General features: G+C 54.2%; 9 protein-coding genes and 1 riboswitch. All 9 genes read left to right on the forward strand.

Annotated features, from left to right (window positions below; all coding sequences use genetic code 11):
• The first annotated feature begins 373 nt into the window (after positions 1-373).
• The 9 genes from nifJ to B5F98_RS02555 all read left to right on the forward strand — a co-directional run bounded on the left by nifJ (position 374) and on the right by B5F98_RS02555 (position 16,665).
• Positions 374-3,913, forward strand: a complete 3,540-nt coding sequence (gene nifJ, locus B5F98_RS02515) for a pyruvate:ferredoxin (flavodoxin) oxidoreductase (protein WP_087232178.1) — start codon at positions 374-376, stop codon at positions 3,911-3,913.
• Between the two features lie 98 nt (positions 3,914-4,011).
• Positions 4,012-4,662 (forward strand): ComF family protein, encoded by a 651-nt coding sequence (locus tag B5F98_RS02520; RefSeq protein ID WP_087369471.1) that lies wholly within the window; start codon positions 4,012-4,014, stop codon positions 4,660-4,662.
• Positions 4,663-5,238: 576 nt separating this feature from the next.
• Positions 5,239-6,897, forward strand: a complete 1,659-nt coding sequence (locus B5F98_RS02525; protein WP_087232184.1) for a ribonuclease J — start codon at positions 5,239-5,241, stop codon at positions 6,895-6,897.
• A gap of 185 nt (positions 6,898-7,082) precedes the next feature.
• A complete protein-coding gene (locus tag B5F98_RS02530; RefSeq protein WP_087369472.1) occupies positions 7,083-7,685 on the forward strand; it encodes a recombinase family protein in 603 nt (200 codons plus the stop codon).
• 765 nt (positions 7,686-8,450) lie between these two features.
• Entirely contained in the window at positions 8,451-11,831 is a 3,381-nt protein-coding gene (locus B5F98_RS02535; RefSeq protein WP_158099757.1) for a SpaA isopeptide-forming pilin-related protein, read from the forward strand.
• Between the two features lie 87 nt (positions 11,832-11,918).
• Positions 11,919-13,652: a SpaH/EbpB family LPXTG-anchored major pilin gene (locus tag B5F98_RS02540; protein WP_206418061.1), complete on the forward strand. Its 1,734-nt coding sequence runs from the start codon at positions 11,919-11,921 to the stop codon at positions 13,650-13,652.
• A gap of 84 nt (positions 13,653-13,736) precedes the next feature.
• A complete protein-coding gene (locus tag B5F98_RS02545; RefSeq protein ID WP_087369475.1) occupies positions 13,737-14,615 on the forward strand; it encodes a class C sortase in 879 nt (292 codons plus the stop codon).
• Positions 14,605-15,312 carry a class C sortase gene (locus B5F98_RS02550; RefSeq protein ID WP_143482205.1) on the forward strand — a complete coding sequence of 236 codons (708 nt, stop codon included), beginning with the start codon at positions 14,605-14,607 and terminating at the stop codon, positions 15,310-15,312. Before B5F98_RS02545 ends, B5F98_RS02550 begins: the two co-directional genes overlap by 11 nt.
• Positions 15,313-15,735: 423 nt before the next feature.
• Positions 15,736-15,864, forward strand: a riboswitch (FMN riboswitch).
• Between the two features lie 78 nt (positions 15,865-15,942).
• Complete coding sequence (locus B5F98_RS02555; protein WP_087369477.1) at positions 15,943-16,665, forward strand: ECF transporter S component; 723 nt, start codon at positions 15,943-15,945, stop codon at positions 16,663-16,665.
• Positions 16,666-17,313 lie beyond the last annotated feature (648 nt).

The following is a 17,313-nucleotide window of genomic DNA, read 5'->3' on the forward strand; positions in this document are numbered from 1 at the left end:
GCGAGACGGCCGGTCACGGCGCTTGTGGGGTTGGAGAATTTGGTCATTTCATAGTTGTACGGTATGACCACCCAAGGTTGGGTAAGTTTGGCGGCTGCGTGGGCTCCAAGCACACCCTATGTCCGTGAGAGGGCGACAGAGCATTTGATAAAAAAGTAACAAAAAATCTTGTTTTATGGGATAGTGCCGGGGTTTGTCCGGTGCAAGGTATCTGATTTGAAACGGAAGGGGAGAGGGCGGATGGTGTGTGAGAATTTACAAGAAAAAATGGAATTATTCATTGAATTTATAGGAGAAATGTGGTAGACTGAGGTGTATTCGGAATTTGGATGTCTCAGCGCTCTTTGCTGAGAAGCAAAAGGAGGAAACGAAAATGGCACGTAAGTTCAAAACTATGGACGGCAACACCGCTGCCGCTCACGTGTCCTACGCATTCACAGAGGTTGCGGGTATTTACCCCATCACTCCGTCCAGCCCCATGGCTGACAATGTGGATCAGTGGGCCGCTGCTGGCCGGAAGAATATCTTCGGCCAGACCGTGAAGGTTGTGGAGATGCAGTCCGAGGCCGGCGCTGCCGGTACCGTCCACGGCTCTCTGGCCGCTGGCGCCCTGACCACCACCTACACCGCGTCTCAGGGTCTGCTGCTGATGATCCCCAACATGTACAAGATTGCCGGTGAGCTGCTGCCCACCGTGTTCCATGTCTCCGCCCGTACTGTGGCCAGCCATGCTCTGAACATCTTTGGTGATCACTCCGACGTTATGGCCTGCCGTCAGACCGGCTTTGCCATGCTGTGTGAGTCCAACCCCCAGGAGGTTATGGACCTGGCTGCTGTGGCTCACCTGGCCACCCTGAAGAGCCGCGTCCCCTTCATCAACTTCTTCGATGGCTTCCGTACCTCTCACGAGATCCAGAAGGTCGCCGTTTGGGACTACGAGGATCTGGCCGAGATGTGCGACATGGACGCTGTGGCCGCGTTCCGCGCCCGCGCTCTCAACCCCGATCACCCCGTGATGCGCGGTTCTCACGAGAACGGCGACATCTTCTTCCAGCACCGTGAGGCCTCCAACCCCTACTACGATGCCGTTCCCGAGATCGTGGAGGAGTACATGGGCAAGGTCAACGAGAAGCTGGGCACCAACTACCAGCTGTTCAACTACTACGGCGCTGCCGACGCTGACCGCGTCATCATCGCCATGGGCTCCATCTGCGACGTGGCCGAGGAAGTCATCGACTACCTCAACGCTCACGGCGAGAAGGTGGGTCTGGTGAAGGTCCGTCTGTATCGTCCTTTCCGTGCCGACAAGCTGCTGGCTGCCATCCCCGCCACCTGCAAGCAGATCGCTGTGCTGGACCGCACCAAGGAGCCCGGCGCTCAGGGCGAGCCTCTGTACCTGGACGTTGTCACCGCTCTGGCCAACGCTGGCCGCAACGACATCCGTGTCATCGGTGGCCGTTATGGTCTGGGCTCCAAGGACACTCCCCCCGCCAGCGTGTTCGCTGTGTATGAGGAGATGACCAAGGCTGATGCCAAGCGTCTGTTCACTCTGGGCATCAAGGACGACGTGACCCACCTGTCCCTGGAGGAGAAGCCCTCTCCCAACACTGCTGCCGAGGGCACCATCGAGTGCAAGTTCTGGGGTCTGGGCGGCGACGGTACCGTGGGCGCCAACAAGAACTCCATCAAGATCATCGGCGACCACACCGACAAGAACGTGCAGGCTTACTTCCAGTACGACTCCAAGAAGACTGGCGGCGTGACCATTTCCCACCTGCGCTTCGGCGACAAGGCCATCCGCAGCCCCTACTACATCAACAAGGCTGACTTCGTGGCCTGCCACGTGCCCAGCTACATCACCAAGGGCTTCCCCATCGTCCGTGACGTGAAGCCCGGCGGCGTGTTCCTGGTCAACTGCCAGTGGAACTTCGACGAGCTCAACCACCACCTGGATGCTGCTTCCAAGCGCTACATCGCTCAGAACAACATCCAGCTGTACATGATCAACGCCATCGACCTGGCCATCGAGATCGGTATGGGCAAGCGCACCAACACCATTCTCCAGTCCGCCTTCTTCGCTCTGGCCAACGTCATGCCCCAGGAGGACGGCATCCGCTACATGAAGGAAGCTGCCACCAAGTCCTACCTGAAGAAGGGCCAGGACGTGGTTGACATGAACCACAAGGCCATCGACCTGGGCGCCACCGCCTTCGTCAAGGTGGACGTGCCCGCCGACTGGGCTACCGCTGAGGATGCTCCCGCTGCCCACAACTACGAGGGCAAGGCTGAGCTGGTGGCTCAGGTGGAGAACATCATGGAGCCCGTCAACAAGATGGACGGCGACTCCCTGCCCGTCTCCAAGTTTGTCGACTGCGTGGACGGCACCTTCCAGCAGGGCGCTTCCGCTTACGAGAAGCGCGGCGTGGCCGTCACCGTGCCCGCCTGGAACGAGAGCACCTGTGTCCAGTGTAACCAGTGCTCCTACGTCTGCCCCCACGCCACCATCCGTCCCTTCGCTCTGACCGAGGAAGAGGCTGCTGCCGCTCCCGCCGGTTCCCAGATCGTGGACATCAAGGCTGGCGCTGGCAAGGGCAAGTATAAGTACTCCCTGGCCGTGTCCGCTCTGGATTGTATGGGCTGCGCCGTGTGCGTGGGCGTGTGTCCCACCAAGAGCCTGACCATGGTGCCCATGGAGCAGATGCTGTCCAAGCAGCCTGCCTTCGACTACATGGTCGCCAAGGTTGCCCCCAAGAAGGACATGGAGTCCGTGGCCAACGTCAAGGACAGCCAGTTCAAGCAGCCCCTGCTGGAGTTCTCTGGCTCCTGCGCCGGCTGTGCCGAGACCTCCTATGCCCGTCTGGTCACCCAGGTCTGCGGCGATCGTATGTATGTCTCCAACGCCACCGGTTGTTCCTCCATCTGGGGCGGCCCCGCTGCTACCTCTCCCTACTGCACCAACGCCGAGGGCAAGGGTCCCGCTTGGGCCAACTCCCTGTTCGAGGACAACGCCGAGCACGGCCTGGGTATGCTGGTTGGTGTCAAGCAGCGTCGTGAGAAGCTGGTTGAGGTCGTCACCGGTCTGACCACCGCCGACTGCGCCAGCGACGAGCTGAAGGCTGCCGCCGCTGAGTGGCTGGCCAAGCGCGACGAGGGCGAGGGTTCCAAGGAGCCTTCCGCCAAGCTGCTGGAGCTGGCTAAGACCTGCGACTGCGACGCTTGCCGTCAGGTCGTGGAGATGTCCGATCTGCTGGTGAAGAAGTCCGTGTGGATCTTCGGCGGCGACGGCTGGGCTTACGACATCGGTTACGGCGGTCTGGACCACGTCCTGGCTTCCGGCGAGGATGTCAACGTCTTCGTCTTCGACACCGAGGTGTACTCCAACACCGGCGGACAGGCTTCCAAGTCCACCAACATCGGCCAGGTGGCTCAGTTCGCCGCTGCCGGTAAGACCGTGGGCAAGAAGAGCCTGTCTGAGATCGCCATGCAGTACGGCTACGTCTACGTGGCTCAGGTTGCCATGGGTGCCAACCCCAACCAGACCCTGGCTGCCATCCGTGAGGCTGAGGCCTATCATGGTCCCTCCCTCATCATCGGCTACGCTCCCTGCGAGATGCACTCCATCAAGGGCGGCATGACCAACTGCCAGACCGAGATGAAGCGCGCTGTGGAGTGCGGCTACTGGAACCTGTTCCGCTACAATCCCACTCTGAAGGAGCAGGGCAAGAACCCCTTCACTCTGGATTCCAAGGCCCCCGCTGGCGGCTATCAGGAGTTCCTGATGAACGAGGCTCGCTACTCCTCCCTCACCCGCTCCTTCCCCGAGCGCGCCAAGGATCTGTTCGAGAAGAACGAGAAGGCCGCTATGGAGCGCTGGGAGCACCTGCAGAAGCTCATCGAGCTGTACGCTCAGTAAGTTTCTCCCAAGCATTCAAAAGGACGCAGCCACCGGCTGCGTCCTTTTTTATACCAAACCATTCGACGTAATTCGACGCATAGCGGGGTGGCATAGAGATGAATCTGGTGAAGCTGGTGTTGGATTTGATCTATCCGCCCCGCTGTCCCTTCTGTGGCCGTGTGCTGGAGGTGTGGGAGGAGGAAGGGCTGTGCCACCAGTGCCAAAAGACCCTTCCCTGGCAGCTGGAGGTCGGGAAACAGGTGGACTTCTGTGCCCGGTGCTTTTCCCCGCTGTGGTATCGGGGGAGTGTGCGCCGGGGAATGGAGCAGTTTAAGTTCCGGGGCGGGCAAATCCACGCCCGGCTGTTTGGCACCCTCATGGCCCAGTGCCTCCACGACCAGTGGGGTGAGGCGGTGGACTGTATCACCTGGGTGCCTGCGACCCGTCGGCGTCGGGGAGAACGGGGCTTTGACCAGTGTGAGCTGCTGGCCCGGGAGGTGGGGAATAACCTGGGCGTGGAAGTGGTGTCCGCCTTGGAGAAGGTGCGGGATACCAAGCAGCAGGCCCGCATTACCTCCTCATCCGCCCGACAGGCCAACGTGACGGGAGCTTACGCGGCGCGGGAGGGAATCGACCTCACGGGGAAACAGGTGGTCCTGGTGGACGACGTGGTCACCAGCGGGGCCACTATGGCCGAGTGCGCCGCCTGCCTGCGCATCGCCGGGGCGGAGAAGGTCATCGGGCTGACGGTGGCAAGGGCAAAATAATGAATAATGATGAATGAATAACGAATAATGCAGGCCCTGAACATTGTGCATTTCTTGGGGGGTGGCGTAGGGGAGGGGCTTGCCCCTCCCGAATTTCTTGGGGAAATGCCAGGGGGCTGGCGGGCCGGGCAAGCCCGGCCCCTACCCACGCATAGCGGCGGGACTGGCTGCCAGACAAAAAATACTGTACTTTGACGGTGATCTGTGATATACTTGCTTGAACAAGCTCCTCCCCATCGAGGGAGTTGAGCGGTTTTGATACGGCGTAAAGCGTGGCTCGTGGGCGCGCTTCGGATAGAGACAACCACACAGCGGTGCATAGCGCAGGGTGAGGCGGCCGCCCCCTCATCTGTCTGGCGAAACAGGGCCAGAGAGATGGGGTGGACGACGGCGCTTTTCTCCTGCGCCCAAAAGGGGGACAATTTGCCCTTTTGGCGGTAACACAGCGTGCATTCCGGGCACACTCATCTCAAGGGGAGGTGGGCGGTCCGGACCCCCAGGGGGGAGTGTGCCCACAGGCCCATAAATACGCATGCAACAAGATAAATATAGGTTATTACTGGTAAAGGAGTATTTATGGCAGAAAAATTGAAAATTATCTCTCTGGGCGGTCTCAACGAGATCGGAAAGAACATCACCGCCTATGAGTACGGCAACGACATTATCATCGTGGATGTGGGCATGGGATTTCCTGATGACGAGATGTACGGGGTGGACGTGGTCATTCCCGACTTCAGCTACCTCATTCAGAATCGGGACCGCATTCGGGCCATCTTTATCACCCACGGCCACGAGGACCACATCGGCGGCATTCCCTATCTGATGCGGGATGTGAACGTGCCCATCTACGCCACCCGCATGTCCGCCGGGCTCATCCGCCTCAAGCTGGAGGAGCACCGCCTGGACAAGAAGGTGAAGCTCATCACCTGCGAGGCCGGGGAGACCGTGCGGGCCGGCAAGTTCACCGTGGAGTTTATCCACATCAATCACTCCATCGCCGACGCAGTGGCCTTCGCCATCCGCTGCCCTCTGGGCGTGTGTATTCACACCGGCGACTTCAAGATCGACCCCACCCCCATCCAGGGCGGCATGGCTGACCTGACCCGCCTGGGCGAGCTGGGCCGGGAGGGTGTGCTGGCGCTGCTGGCCGACTCCACCAACGTGGAGCGTCCCGGCTTCACCAAGAGCGAGTCCAGCGTTGGGGCCTCCTTTGAGGCCTTGTTCCGGGGCTGTGACCAGCGCATCATCGTCACCACCTTCGCCTCCAACGTGGACCGTATCCAGCAGATCATCAATGTGGCCGCCAAGTATGGCCGCAAGGTGGCGGTGACAGGCCGCAGCATGGAGAATGTGATGCGGGTGTCCACCGAGCTGGGCTATATGCAGGTGCCCGCTGGCACTGTGGTGGACGTCAACCAGATCAAGGGCCTGCCCAAGAACAAGGTGTGTATCATCACCACTGGAAGCCAGGGCGAGACCATGTCTGCCCTCACCCGCATGGCCTTTAACACCCACCGCCAGGTGGAGATTCAGGCTGGGGATCGGGTGATTCTCTCCGCCTCCGCCATTCCTGGCAACGAGAACGCCATTGGCAACGTCATCAACGAGCTGTACCGCCGGGATGCCGAGGTGGTCAATGAGCGGGAGCTGCCCCTCCACGTCTCCGGACACGCCTGCCAGGATGAGCTGAAAATCGTTCACGCCCTGGTGCGGCCCAAGTATTTCATCCCCGTCCACGGCGAGCAGCGCATGCTGAAGACCCATGCCAAGCTGGCCCGGAGCATGGGCATGGACCCCCGGAACATCATCATCAGCGACGTGGGCAAGGTCATCGAGATCACCCAGAAGAACGCCCGCATCAACGGCACCGTTCCCTCCGGAAAGGTGTTTGTGGACGGCTACGGCGTGGGCGACGTGGGCGCTGTGGTGCTCCGGGACCGCCAGCACCTGGCCCAGGACGGCATGATTGTGGTGGTGGTGTCGATGTCCGCCGAGGACGGACAGGTCATCTCTGGACCCGACATCATTACCCGTGGATTTGTGTATGTCAAGGAGTCTGAGGCCCTGATGGACGAGCTGCGCCAGGTGGCGGTGGACGCCCTGGACAGCTGCCAGGATCGGCACATTCGGGACTGGTCTACCATCAAATCTGAGATCAAGGGGAACCTGTCTGGCTACCTCTACAAGAAGACCAAGCGCAATCCCATGATCCTCCCTGTGATCATGGAAGTGTAACAATTGGGACTGCCCTGCATGGAAAATGCAGGGCAGTCCCTGTATATTTTTTGCATAGGCGTTGAATCGGGCCATAGGCCTGGTTCAGCGCCTTTTTAACCAGAAATTGCAGAGATACGACTGAATTTTTACCGTACCTTTGAGCAGAACTATACTACAATGCTTGAAAGACGGGAGAGAGTTCAATGAGCCACATCTATGGATATATACGAGTCAGCAGCCGAGACCAAAATGAAGACCGGCAGCTTCTGGCCATTCAGCAGCTGTCCATTGCCCAGGAGAATATCTTCATTGACAAGCAATCCGGGAAGGATTTTCAGCGTCCACAGTACAAAAAGCTGGTACGAAAGCTAAAAAAAGACGATGTGCTCTACATTAAGAGCATTGATCGCCTGGGGCGCAATTATGCGGAGATTCTGGAGCAATGGCGGATTCTCACCAAGAGCAAAGGAATTGATATTGTGGTGCTGGACATGCCTCTGCTGGACACCCGCCGGGGCAAGGACTTGATGGGGACGTTCCTCAGTGACATCGTCCTGCAAGTGCTGTCCTTTGTGGCGGAAAATGAGCGGGAAAATATCCGCCAGAGGCAGGCGGAGGGGATTGCTGCAGCCAAGGCCCGAGGGGTACGATTTGGCAGGCCGGAGAAGGAGTTGCCGGACAATTTTGAGGCGCTGGTACAGGCCTGGGAGCGAGAACAGCTGTCCTTGTCCGATGTACTGGATTTGTGCCAGATCAGCCAGTCTACGTTCTATCGCAGGCGACGAGATTGCCACCGACAGGAATAAAATTTAGCTTACCAAAAAGTACACCTTTTGATTGACTAGATTGTATCGGAAAAATCTGGTAGATTTTATGTAATTTTCATGAAATATGCTTGCAGAGATTGAATTTTTACCCATTGTATGCAATAATTATTAATACCTGCCTATTCCAAAAGGTGTACTTTTAGAGAGTAAAATTTTTTTGTAGTTAATGAAAGTTTTTATATATTGACAAAATGTTTTATATAGAAACTAATAGTTGATATTATATAATTTTAAGAAAAACGGTGAGTAGGAAACAGCAAATTAACAAGAAAATATTTCCTTGGATTTTGCAAGAAATAGAATGCTGACTTTCAGCACTTTGTCCATGAGAAACGGACATATAAAAGATGGAATGTGACAAAAGTGTTATTGTTTTCAAATTTTAAGAAAAAATTACCTTCGATGCGTTGATAATTCTTGCATAGTATGGTATAGTATTCACGCCGTTTGGTGAAAAGAGCATGTCGAAAGACATACTCTACGTGCTGTCTGCAGTTTGTCGAAAAGGTCAGCGACAGATTAGACTGGGGACGCATATGAAACTGGAATGATTATAGGGCAAGATGGTATGAATGGCATGAAAAATTTTCTGAAAAATACACAAATAAATGTACTAACCAAATATACTGCGTCTGTGAAATCCTAAGAGAAAGGGGTTGGTTGAGGATGATGCAGCGCATACGACAGCGTATACGGAAGAGACCGTGGATGGTACCGGCTTTGCTGCTGGTCCTGGTGTTTGCCATGGGACTGTTGGTGGAGGCGATCAAACCCATGGGAGGCAGTGCCGCCAAAGCAGGCGAACGCTTTTCGGACCCACCCACCAATGCATCAAAGGATTATGAGGATGCTCTGGGTAGCCCCAGTTCTACTCGGTTTAACGGCCGAGTGTGGGCGGATAAAACAGTGTATACTGGTGATGCGACGGTTGAATCTTCCTCCTCATCTGAAGGAGAGGACACTGAAACGATTGAGATAGGAGGCGATGATTTTCTCATATCTTATTCCCTGCTAGCATCGACTACGGTAGTAGAGGGCCAGTCCCAAGTACCGCTGGACGTGGTATTCGTCATTGACTTGTCGGACTCTATGAAGGGAGATAAGATCAAAGAGACGGTGGTGGCTCTCAATCAGTCTGTTCACACTCTGATGACAGGGAATCCAGACAACCGAATCGGTGTAGTAACCTATAGTGATGAAGCTCAGGTTTTGCTGCTTTTGGACCACTATACAATGGTAAAAAACGCAGAGAATTATTTTACCTTGAGTGAAGCAGGCGACTGCTTGGATGTAGCGGTTATGAACAGCAGTGGACAACAAATAGAAGCGTCTGCAAAAATGGGACAGTGGACCAACATTCATATGGGCATTGATGCAGGAATGGATTTGTTGTTGAGCGTTCCTGATGATGATATTACTACAATTTCTGGACAGACTCGATATCCAGTTCTGATGCTGATGTCTGATGGTGCCCCTACTGCATCTGGTGACGATGCTACAGATTGGTGGAATCCTAGTGGGGTAAGCGGCGATGGCGATATAAATTTTAGTGGATTGGATGCTTTCAAGGCTGTTATGAATGCAGCCTATCAAAAACAGCGTGTGTCACAGCACTATAGGCAGGACATGAAAGTTTACACTGTAGGTGTAGGTGAGGAGTCTTGGACGAATACCATAGACAGGGAAATGGCGAAAGTTACACTGAATCCTAAAGAATGGGATAAGGTAGTGACCTCTGGACTGAAAGAAGTATGGGATCAATGGAAGCTCTACCAAACTGGCGCAGATATTACCGTTGGTTATGGGGAAAGAAAATACACATTCACTCATCCGCCCACGGGAGATGTAAATTCATTGTTTTACAATGATGCCTATTTTTCGGCTAAGAATTCCGAGAATATTGCTGAAGCTTTTCAGCAGGTATTAAATCAGATAGTAGTTTCTGGTGCTGTTCCCACCCAGGTAGAAGGGGATCCTGCACATAGCGGTTATGTTACTTATGTAGATCACATTGGTCAATATATGCAGATAACCGCTATGCGTGAGCTAGTATACAAAGGGAGCGTTTTTACCATAAAAGATACTCAAAACAGCGGGAATAAAACTACGTATACATATTATGGAGGTCTAGATAGTCCCGTATATGATTATCAAGAATTCATTGATATAGTTATTACGGTTACCACAAATACGGAGTACCCCTATGACCAGACTCTGGAAGTAAAAGTCCCTGCTACGCTTATTCCTTTGCGAACAAATTATGTGACCCTGAACGAGGATGGCACAGTAAAGGAGAATGTCTGTAAAAATAACACACCTTTACGGTTGTTTTACACCGTCAGTCTACGGGATGAGGTCGTTACGACGATTAACAATCAAAGATATGCAAACATCAGTCGTCTGAGCAGTGAATATATCAAAAATCACACCAATGAAGATGGTAGTATTCGGTTCAACCCCAATCTATACACTGGCTACGCGGAAGATCAGGCAGGGGTGGGAAAAACCGTAGGTAATGCCTATGTCTATTTCCAAGCTGCAGATACCAATCCCTTCTACTATGTCCAAAAGGATACCCCGGTGTATGCGGATAAAGAATGTACGATTCCGGCCAAAGACAAGAACGGGGATCTCTATGTGCAGATAACCTATTATGACGGGACGGAAATCGTGACAAAGGCTGTTCCGGTGACCAGCATTTATGATTTGGAGGATGTCCAGCCTAATCCAGAAGATGGACCCCTGTATTTGGAAGCAGAATCCAGGTACCAATTCCGTGATTGCACGGTGGATGAGAAAGATGACCCTGAACACCACCATAATAGCGATTGTGACGATGTTATGGATAAAGGCGATGAAAACAATCTCAGTGAAACTGCTGAAACCTATCGGTATCCGATCTACATTGAAACAGAGAATGCCGAACAGAGGGAAGCACCACCTCCGTATGGCAGCGATGGTGAACCGGGCAATGCCCTAGGATACTTGGGTAACAACGGCGTAGTGAGCCTTCCTGTGCTTACAGGTGATTTGTCTATCTCTAAGACTGTAACGGGTAATATGTTGGAGAAAGTGGAGAACCAAGAGTTTGTTTTCGACATCAACGTATTCTATGAAAATTCTGGTACAAGAGCGAACCTCAACGGCACCTATGAAACATCCGCAAATGGTGGAAGTGTGGTGCAACCCAGTACAGAGCCCAGTTTGAAGCCGGGAGAAGAGAAGATAACATTTGTGGACGGAAAAGCCCAGGTGGTTCTCAAGCATGGACAGAGCATTACCGTTCATGACCTGCCAGCTGGCTATACCTATGTGGTGACTGAGCAAGACCCCAATCCCGATTCAGAGTTGAACATTTATAATGGCGAGGACTATAAAGTGAGTGTCACCCAGTCCACCTCGGCTGGAGGAGAGACTGCGACTAACAATGGTGAAGGAACCGCTGAGGCGGAAACAAGCGTCTATACTTGCACAGGAACTATTCAAGCTGATCGGGTGGAGACGGTAGCTTATACCAATAAACTCTATGTACCTATGGTTCCATATTCCTTTACAAAAGTGGATGGATTGAGTTTTAGCTCAGAAGATTTGTCCAAGGCTATCGCATTGCCGGGAGCACAGTTTGTGCTATACCACTATGATGGAAAAGAGGAAAACTGGGCTGAGGATTCCAAGGAGTTGATCGACCTGAACAATCTTTCCGATGTGTGGGAAGACCCCGTCACTGCTATCTCGGATGCTCAGGGTGAGACTCGGTTTGAGAACTTGCAGGAAGGGCATTACCGGCTGGTAGAGACAGAGGCCCCAGAAGGGTACCAGTTGCCAACAGGTCAATGGAATTTGACGGTGGATATTTCTGGAGATGAAGGCAGCGAAGTGGGAACCTTTGTGATCCAGTCCACGGAGGACGCTACGATGGATACCCCGGCCATGGCGATTGCAAAAGAAGCTAGTGGTGAAAATACCTACTATCTTATGAACTACAAGCCCATCAATCCTCCCATTACCGGTGGTGACGGAGGCGAGGACTTCCGCATTGGCGGCGGTCTGCTGATGTTTACAGGCCTAGTTTTGGCCTGCTGGTGGATGTGGAGTTCTCCCCGCAGGCGAAGCGAATTCCTCTAATTTCTTTATGTTGTGTGACACAGGCAGTGTAAAACCTGTACACAAATATATACCCAGCAGTTGAGAAAGGAGAAACCTATGAAAACGATGAAATCAACGATGGCACGGCTCTTTGCGCTGTGTCTGACCGTGGCGATGGTGCTGTCCATGGCCACTATGGGGGCCTTTGCAGCTCCTATCACCAGCACCACCCAGACTGGTAGTATCACCATTACCGGTTCGGCCAACGATGTAGGTGCCGAGGTTAGCCTCTACAAAATCATCAATGTGAACATGGTGAATGCCAATGGTTCCATTCAGCCCAAGGACCCTGTGTATACCTGGGAGGAAGCAGTGGGAAAGTGGGTAGCCATGCTGTATCCTCAATATGCGAAGGTTATCGAACATAAAACAGAGGCTGAGGAAGGAACGACTACTACTTATACGTATGAGGTGACTAAGGCGTTTTCCGAAGCGGATGCTGCTATTCTGGGCGCATTCTACCATGATCTGGAAGGCAGCGGCAAGCTCGGTACGGCTGCTAAGACTGTCAAGCTGGAAAGCACTTCTGCCACCATCTCCGACGTGGCCATGGGGCAGTACCTGGTGACTGCTTCCAAGGCTGGAAACACCTACAATCCTGCTGTCGCCACCTTATATCCTCAGTGGGGTGACCACGATGCTGGTGCTCCTGATAGTGAATTTACCCGTGAGACTTGGTATGTAGAAGATGCTACCGTGGTGCTCAAGAGCAAGGGCGGCATTGATAAGAACGTGGAGGGCGAGAAAGGCGACAACAGCGACCTGGGCTATGCTGTGGGCGACACCGTGACCTACCGTCTGGACGTGGCGATTCCTGTATATCCTGAGGCTGGCCCCAATGAGGTCATTTACAAGACTTTCAAGATTGGCGATACTATGGGCGCAGGCTTGGACTTTGACGGCGTGTCCACCGTGAAGGTTTATGCTAACACCAATGCCGATACCTATGTCGATGACGATCTGCTACCTGCTACGGATATTATTTATACTGTTGTTAAAAATGGTAACGGCTTTGATTTGATCTTCGACTATGATGCCCTGCAGAAAGCTCTGAAGGATGGGGATAAAGAAGCCACCTATGTCCATGTTGTGTACACCGGTACCTTAAATGAGGGTGCTTTTACCGTTGATGAAGTGGGCAATACCGCTTATGTGGGTGTCAACACCAACCCCTATGACGAGGATTCCTACGAGAAGACGACTGTAGATAAGAAAGTGTATACCTACGGTATTAATGTCACCAAGGTGGATGCCGCTGACCCGGATTCTACGCTGGCTGGAGCAGAGTTCACTCTGAAAGATGCTGATGGAGAGGAAATTCAGTTTGTAAAGACTGGTGAGGGCATCTATGTGAAGTACGGTGAGAAGGGGTTCGTCGAGCCCGTGACTCCCGTCACTACTTTGGTGGTGGCCGATGACGGTACCCTTCAGCTCTGGGGTGTGGATGTGGGTGAGTATACCCTCACGGAAACCAAGGCCCCCGATGGTTACCAGTTGCCCAAGGATGATGCTATCACCAAAATTACCATGACCGATGCCACCGGCGGCGATCCTGATGGTGCAGATGGTGTGCTGGATCAGGGTACTTCCAAGGTTGATGGTACTATGATTGTTACCGATGCCACCACGGTCAATGGAAAAGTCATCAGCTTCAAGCTGGGAAATGCCAAGCCCGGCTTTGAGCTGCCCACCACCGGCGGCATGGGCACCGTGCTGTTCACCGCTGGCGGCCTGGTCATCATGGCCTGCGGCGCTGCTCTGGTGCTGGTGACCCTGAAGAAGAAGAAGGCAGAGGACTAATTCCTCTTCGAAGCAAAAATCGCAAGCAAGGAGCCGGGGCGTCCCACGCCCCGGCCCTTCCCATATCACGGAGGAAGCCAATTTATGAGTGTACAACCCCAGGAGAACCGACAGAGAGAGAGAAAGGGAGCCAAGGTGCCCCTCATTCTGGCGTTAGTGCTGTTGGTGCTGGGGGCGGGGATTTTTTTCTACCCCGCCATCAGCAACTTCATTGCCGACCTCAGCCATCGGGAAATGATCACGTCCCACGCCAATCTGGTCAACAGCTTGGACGAGGCGACGTTGGAAGAGGAGTGGCAGAAGGCCATAGAGTACAATGAAAACCTGATGGGCGACCCGGTGCATGACCCCTTTATCCCTGGCAGTGGCTACGCCATCCCGGACAATTATCAGGACGTGTTGGCTCTGGACGACGTGATGTGCACCCTGGAAATCCCAAAAATTGGCCTATCTCTGCCGGTGTACCACGGTACCAGCGAGGAGGTGCTGGCCAAGGGAATCGGGCATATGGAGGTCACCGCTCTGCCCATTGGCGGACTCAACCGCCACACCGTTCTTACCGGACACCGGGGACTGCCCAGCGCGGAACTGTTCACCCGGCTGGACGAGATGGAGATAGGGGACCACTTCTATATCCATGTGCTGGACGAGGTCCACGCCTATCAGGTGGACCAGATCACCACGGTGGAGCCGGATGAGCTGGAAAATCTGGTGGCAGAGGCAGACAAAGACTTGGTGACCTTGGTGACCTGTACCCCCTATGCGGTCAATACCCACCGACTGTTGGTGCGAGGTACCCGGGTGGAGTATGACCCGGAGATGGAGCAGCAGGAGGATGAAGTAACCCTGCGGACCCTGGACTTCACCTACCTGTGGTACTACATTCCCGGCGCTGTGGTAGGCGTGGGCTTGATTGTAGGTATCGTCGTGTGGAGAAGGAGGAAAAAACGCCGTGAGGGATAAGGCGAGACGGATTGTCTTCATATTGGGCCTGGTACTGGTTCTGGTGGGGGCTGGTGTTCTGCTCTATCCCCGCTTTACCGCCTTCCGCTATGCCCAAGAGGTTTCCAGACAAAAGGAGAGCTTCTTGGAACAGGTGGCCCCAGAAGAAGCCCAGGAGCCAGACCCTAGATTGGAAGAGCTGTATGAGAAGCTGGCGGAGGAAAATCAGCGGCTCTATGAAGAGCACCAGCCCCAGCTGGTGGACCCCTTCTCCTATGAACAGCCCGCCATTGACCTGTCTGAGTATGGACTGGAAGATGGTGTGATCGGCTATCTCACCATAGATAAAATGGGGATTGAGCTGCCCATCTATCTGGGGGCCAACCCCAGAAATATGACCCTGGGTGCTGCCCACATGACCAATACCTCCTATCCCATCGGAGGGGAGAACACCAACTGTGTGTTGGCAGGGCACCGGGGGTATTTCCAGGCTCCCATGTTCCGCAACATTCAGAAGCTGGAGCTGGGGGACGTGGTGCAGGTCCAGAATTTCCGGGAGACTCTGCAGTATGAAGTATCAGAAATCCAGGTGGTGAATCCCGACGAGGTGGAGTGCCTATCTATTCGCTCAGGCGAAGATTTACTCACTCTCATCACCTGCCACCCCTATCCCACCAACACCTACCGCTATGTAGTGATTTGTACCCGAATCGTATGATAAAAAGATTTCCCTGGGCATTTTGGCCCAGGGAAATCTTTTTATCATAGAAGTGGATCATTGTATAAAATGTCAAAAACAGGCGAAAAACGCCTGGAAATACTTGGAGCAAAATGTCGGCAAAAGGGCTCTATTTCCATTTAAATCGTGATATTGTGGAACATTGACAGAAAAAACGTGTTAAAAATGTAAAAAACACAAAAAACAGCTCTTTCCTCTGTTAATTCGGAGGAAAGAGCTGCTTTTTGTGCGGTTGTTGACGCCCGGCTGCTGGATGAATGATCTTTGCTTTTGCATAGTATGAGAATGCGAGGTAGCACGGTGAACAGATTCTGCATCCAATGGTATTGGGAAGGCTGCTGAGAAAAACAGCTTGCTTTTTAGCAGCACTGTGCTATAATAGCGGGCAGAGACAAGTGAATACCATGTCTTCAGGGCGGGGTGAAATTCCCCACTGGCGGTATAGTCCGCGACCCGCAGAGCCTTGGTTCTGCGGCTGACCCGGTGAAACTCCGGGACCAACGGTTAGAGTCCGGATGGAAGAGGATGTGCAAGAGCTCCAAGTGGGTTGTTGCGCCTGAACGGCATTGGCGTTTGGGCGTCTCAATATCATTTGGAGGTTTTTTTATTATGTGGAACAACCTGACGGACCTGTGGGCGAGCGCACAGGACAATGTGGTGTATCTTCTGGTATGCCTGGGGGTATTTGTGGCCCTGTTTGTAGTGGCCATGCTGGTGGAACGGGTTTGGCTGAAGGTGCCCCGTCAGCAGGGCGCCCGGCGGGCGGCGTACATCGGTATCTTTGCCGCCATGGCCGCCATCCTGATGTACCTGGAGTTTCCCCTGCCCTTTGCTCCCAGCTTTTATGAAATTGACCTGAGCGAGGTGCCCGTGCTCATCTGCTCCTTCTCCCTGGGCCCTGTGGCGGGCGTGGTGTGCGAGCTGGTGAAGATCATCCTCAAGCTGCTGCTCAAGGGCACCACCACCGCCTTCGTGGGCGACTTTGCCAACTTTGTGGTGGGCTGCTCCTTCATTCTCCCCGCCACCACCCTCTATCACCGCTTTAAGACCAAGAAGGGGGCCATCGCTGGCATGGTCACCGGTACGGTGGTGATGGCTGCCTTCGGCAGCTTCTTCAACGCGGTGTATCTGCTCCCCGCCTTCTCCGCCCTCTACGGCCTGCCCCTGGACCAGCTGGTGGCCATGGGCACGGCGGTCAATGGCATGATCAACAGCGTGTCCACCCTGGTGTTCTTTGCCGTGGTGCCCTTTAACCTGCTCAAGGGCCTGATTGTGTCGGTGCTCACCACCCTGCTCTACAAGCGCATCGAGCGGCTGCTGCGGATGCGCTGACATCGATATGGAGAGCAACGAGACGAAAGTTTCGCTGCTCTCCTTTTTTCGCACCGAATAGAGAGATGGGAGCGGCTTTTTGAGCCGCTCCCAAGTTTTTATGTGTCTTTTCCAGTCCCCGTGCTCCGATTAGGAACACACTTCTTTGCTCTTCGCTGGAGTAGCCTTGCCAGTCTGGCGGGGACGCTACCCGCTGGGGGTTCCTTTTGTTCGGGCAAAAGGAACCAAAACCCGCTTAGGGCGTTCCCCCCTAAGTACCCCCCTTGGGGTACGGGACCGGATGTGCGTCAAGCCCGTTTTCGGCCCGTCACCTTTACGGTGGCGCCTATAGTGCCACTACACCAGGCCACCATGGCAGCTAGCCCTATGGCTGGGCGGTTCCCCCGTCCGGGCCTACTCTGGTGGTGCGGTGTAGCCACCGCCGGGAGCCAGTCCACCGGCAGCTGGGAACAGCTGCTCGCCAGAGGAAGGCCCTGGCGGTAGAAGTCACATCTACCAGAGAAGAAAGCAGTTCCTTTAGAGTTGCCAGGCCATCTATGTGACCCCACCGGTCCAAGGGCCAGAAAGAGAAGGACGCAGGAGCAGCCAGTACCAGCAGGGTGGATTCCACAAGGCGGGGGAAGGACCCGCCTTTGGCGATTCTTTCCC

Origin of the sequence: Pseudoflavonifractor sp. An44 (assembly GCF_002161675.1) — a bacterium.
Taxonomy (GTDB): Bacteria; Bacillota; Clostridia; order Oscillospirales; family Oscillospiraceae; genus Enterenecus; species Enterenecus faecium.

Coding starts and splice junctions, on each gene's coding strand:
- nifJ (WP_087232178.1), top strand. CDS start 374: ATGGCACGTAAGTTCAAAACTATGGACGGCAACACCGCTGCCGCTCAC.
- B5F98_RS02520 (WP_087369471.1), top strand. CDS start 4,012: ATGAATCTGGTGAAGCTGGTGTTGGATTTGATCTATCCGCCCCGCTGT.
- B5F98_RS02525 (WP_087232184.1), top strand. CDS start 5,239: ATGGCAGAAAAATTGAAAATTATCTCTCTGGGCGGTCTCAACGAGATC.
- B5F98_RS02530 (WP_087369472.1), top strand. CDS start 7,083: ATGAGCCACATCTATGGATATATACGAGTCAGCAGCCGAGACCAAAAT.
- B5F98_RS02535 (WP_158099757.1), top strand. CDS start 8,451: ATGGGACTGTTGGTGGAGGCGATCAAACCCATGGGAGGCAGTGCCGCC.
- B5F98_RS02540 (WP_206418061.1), top strand. CDS start 11,919: ATGAAATCAACGATGGCACGGCTCTTTGCGCTGTGTCTGACCGTGGCG.
- B5F98_RS02545 (WP_087369475.1), top strand. CDS start 13,737: ATGAGTGTACAACCCCAGGAGAACCGACAGAGAGAGAGAAAGGGAGCC.
- B5F98_RS02555 (WP_087369477.1), top strand. CDS start 15,943: ATGTGGAACAACCTGACGGACCTGTGGGCGAGCGCACAGGACAATGTG.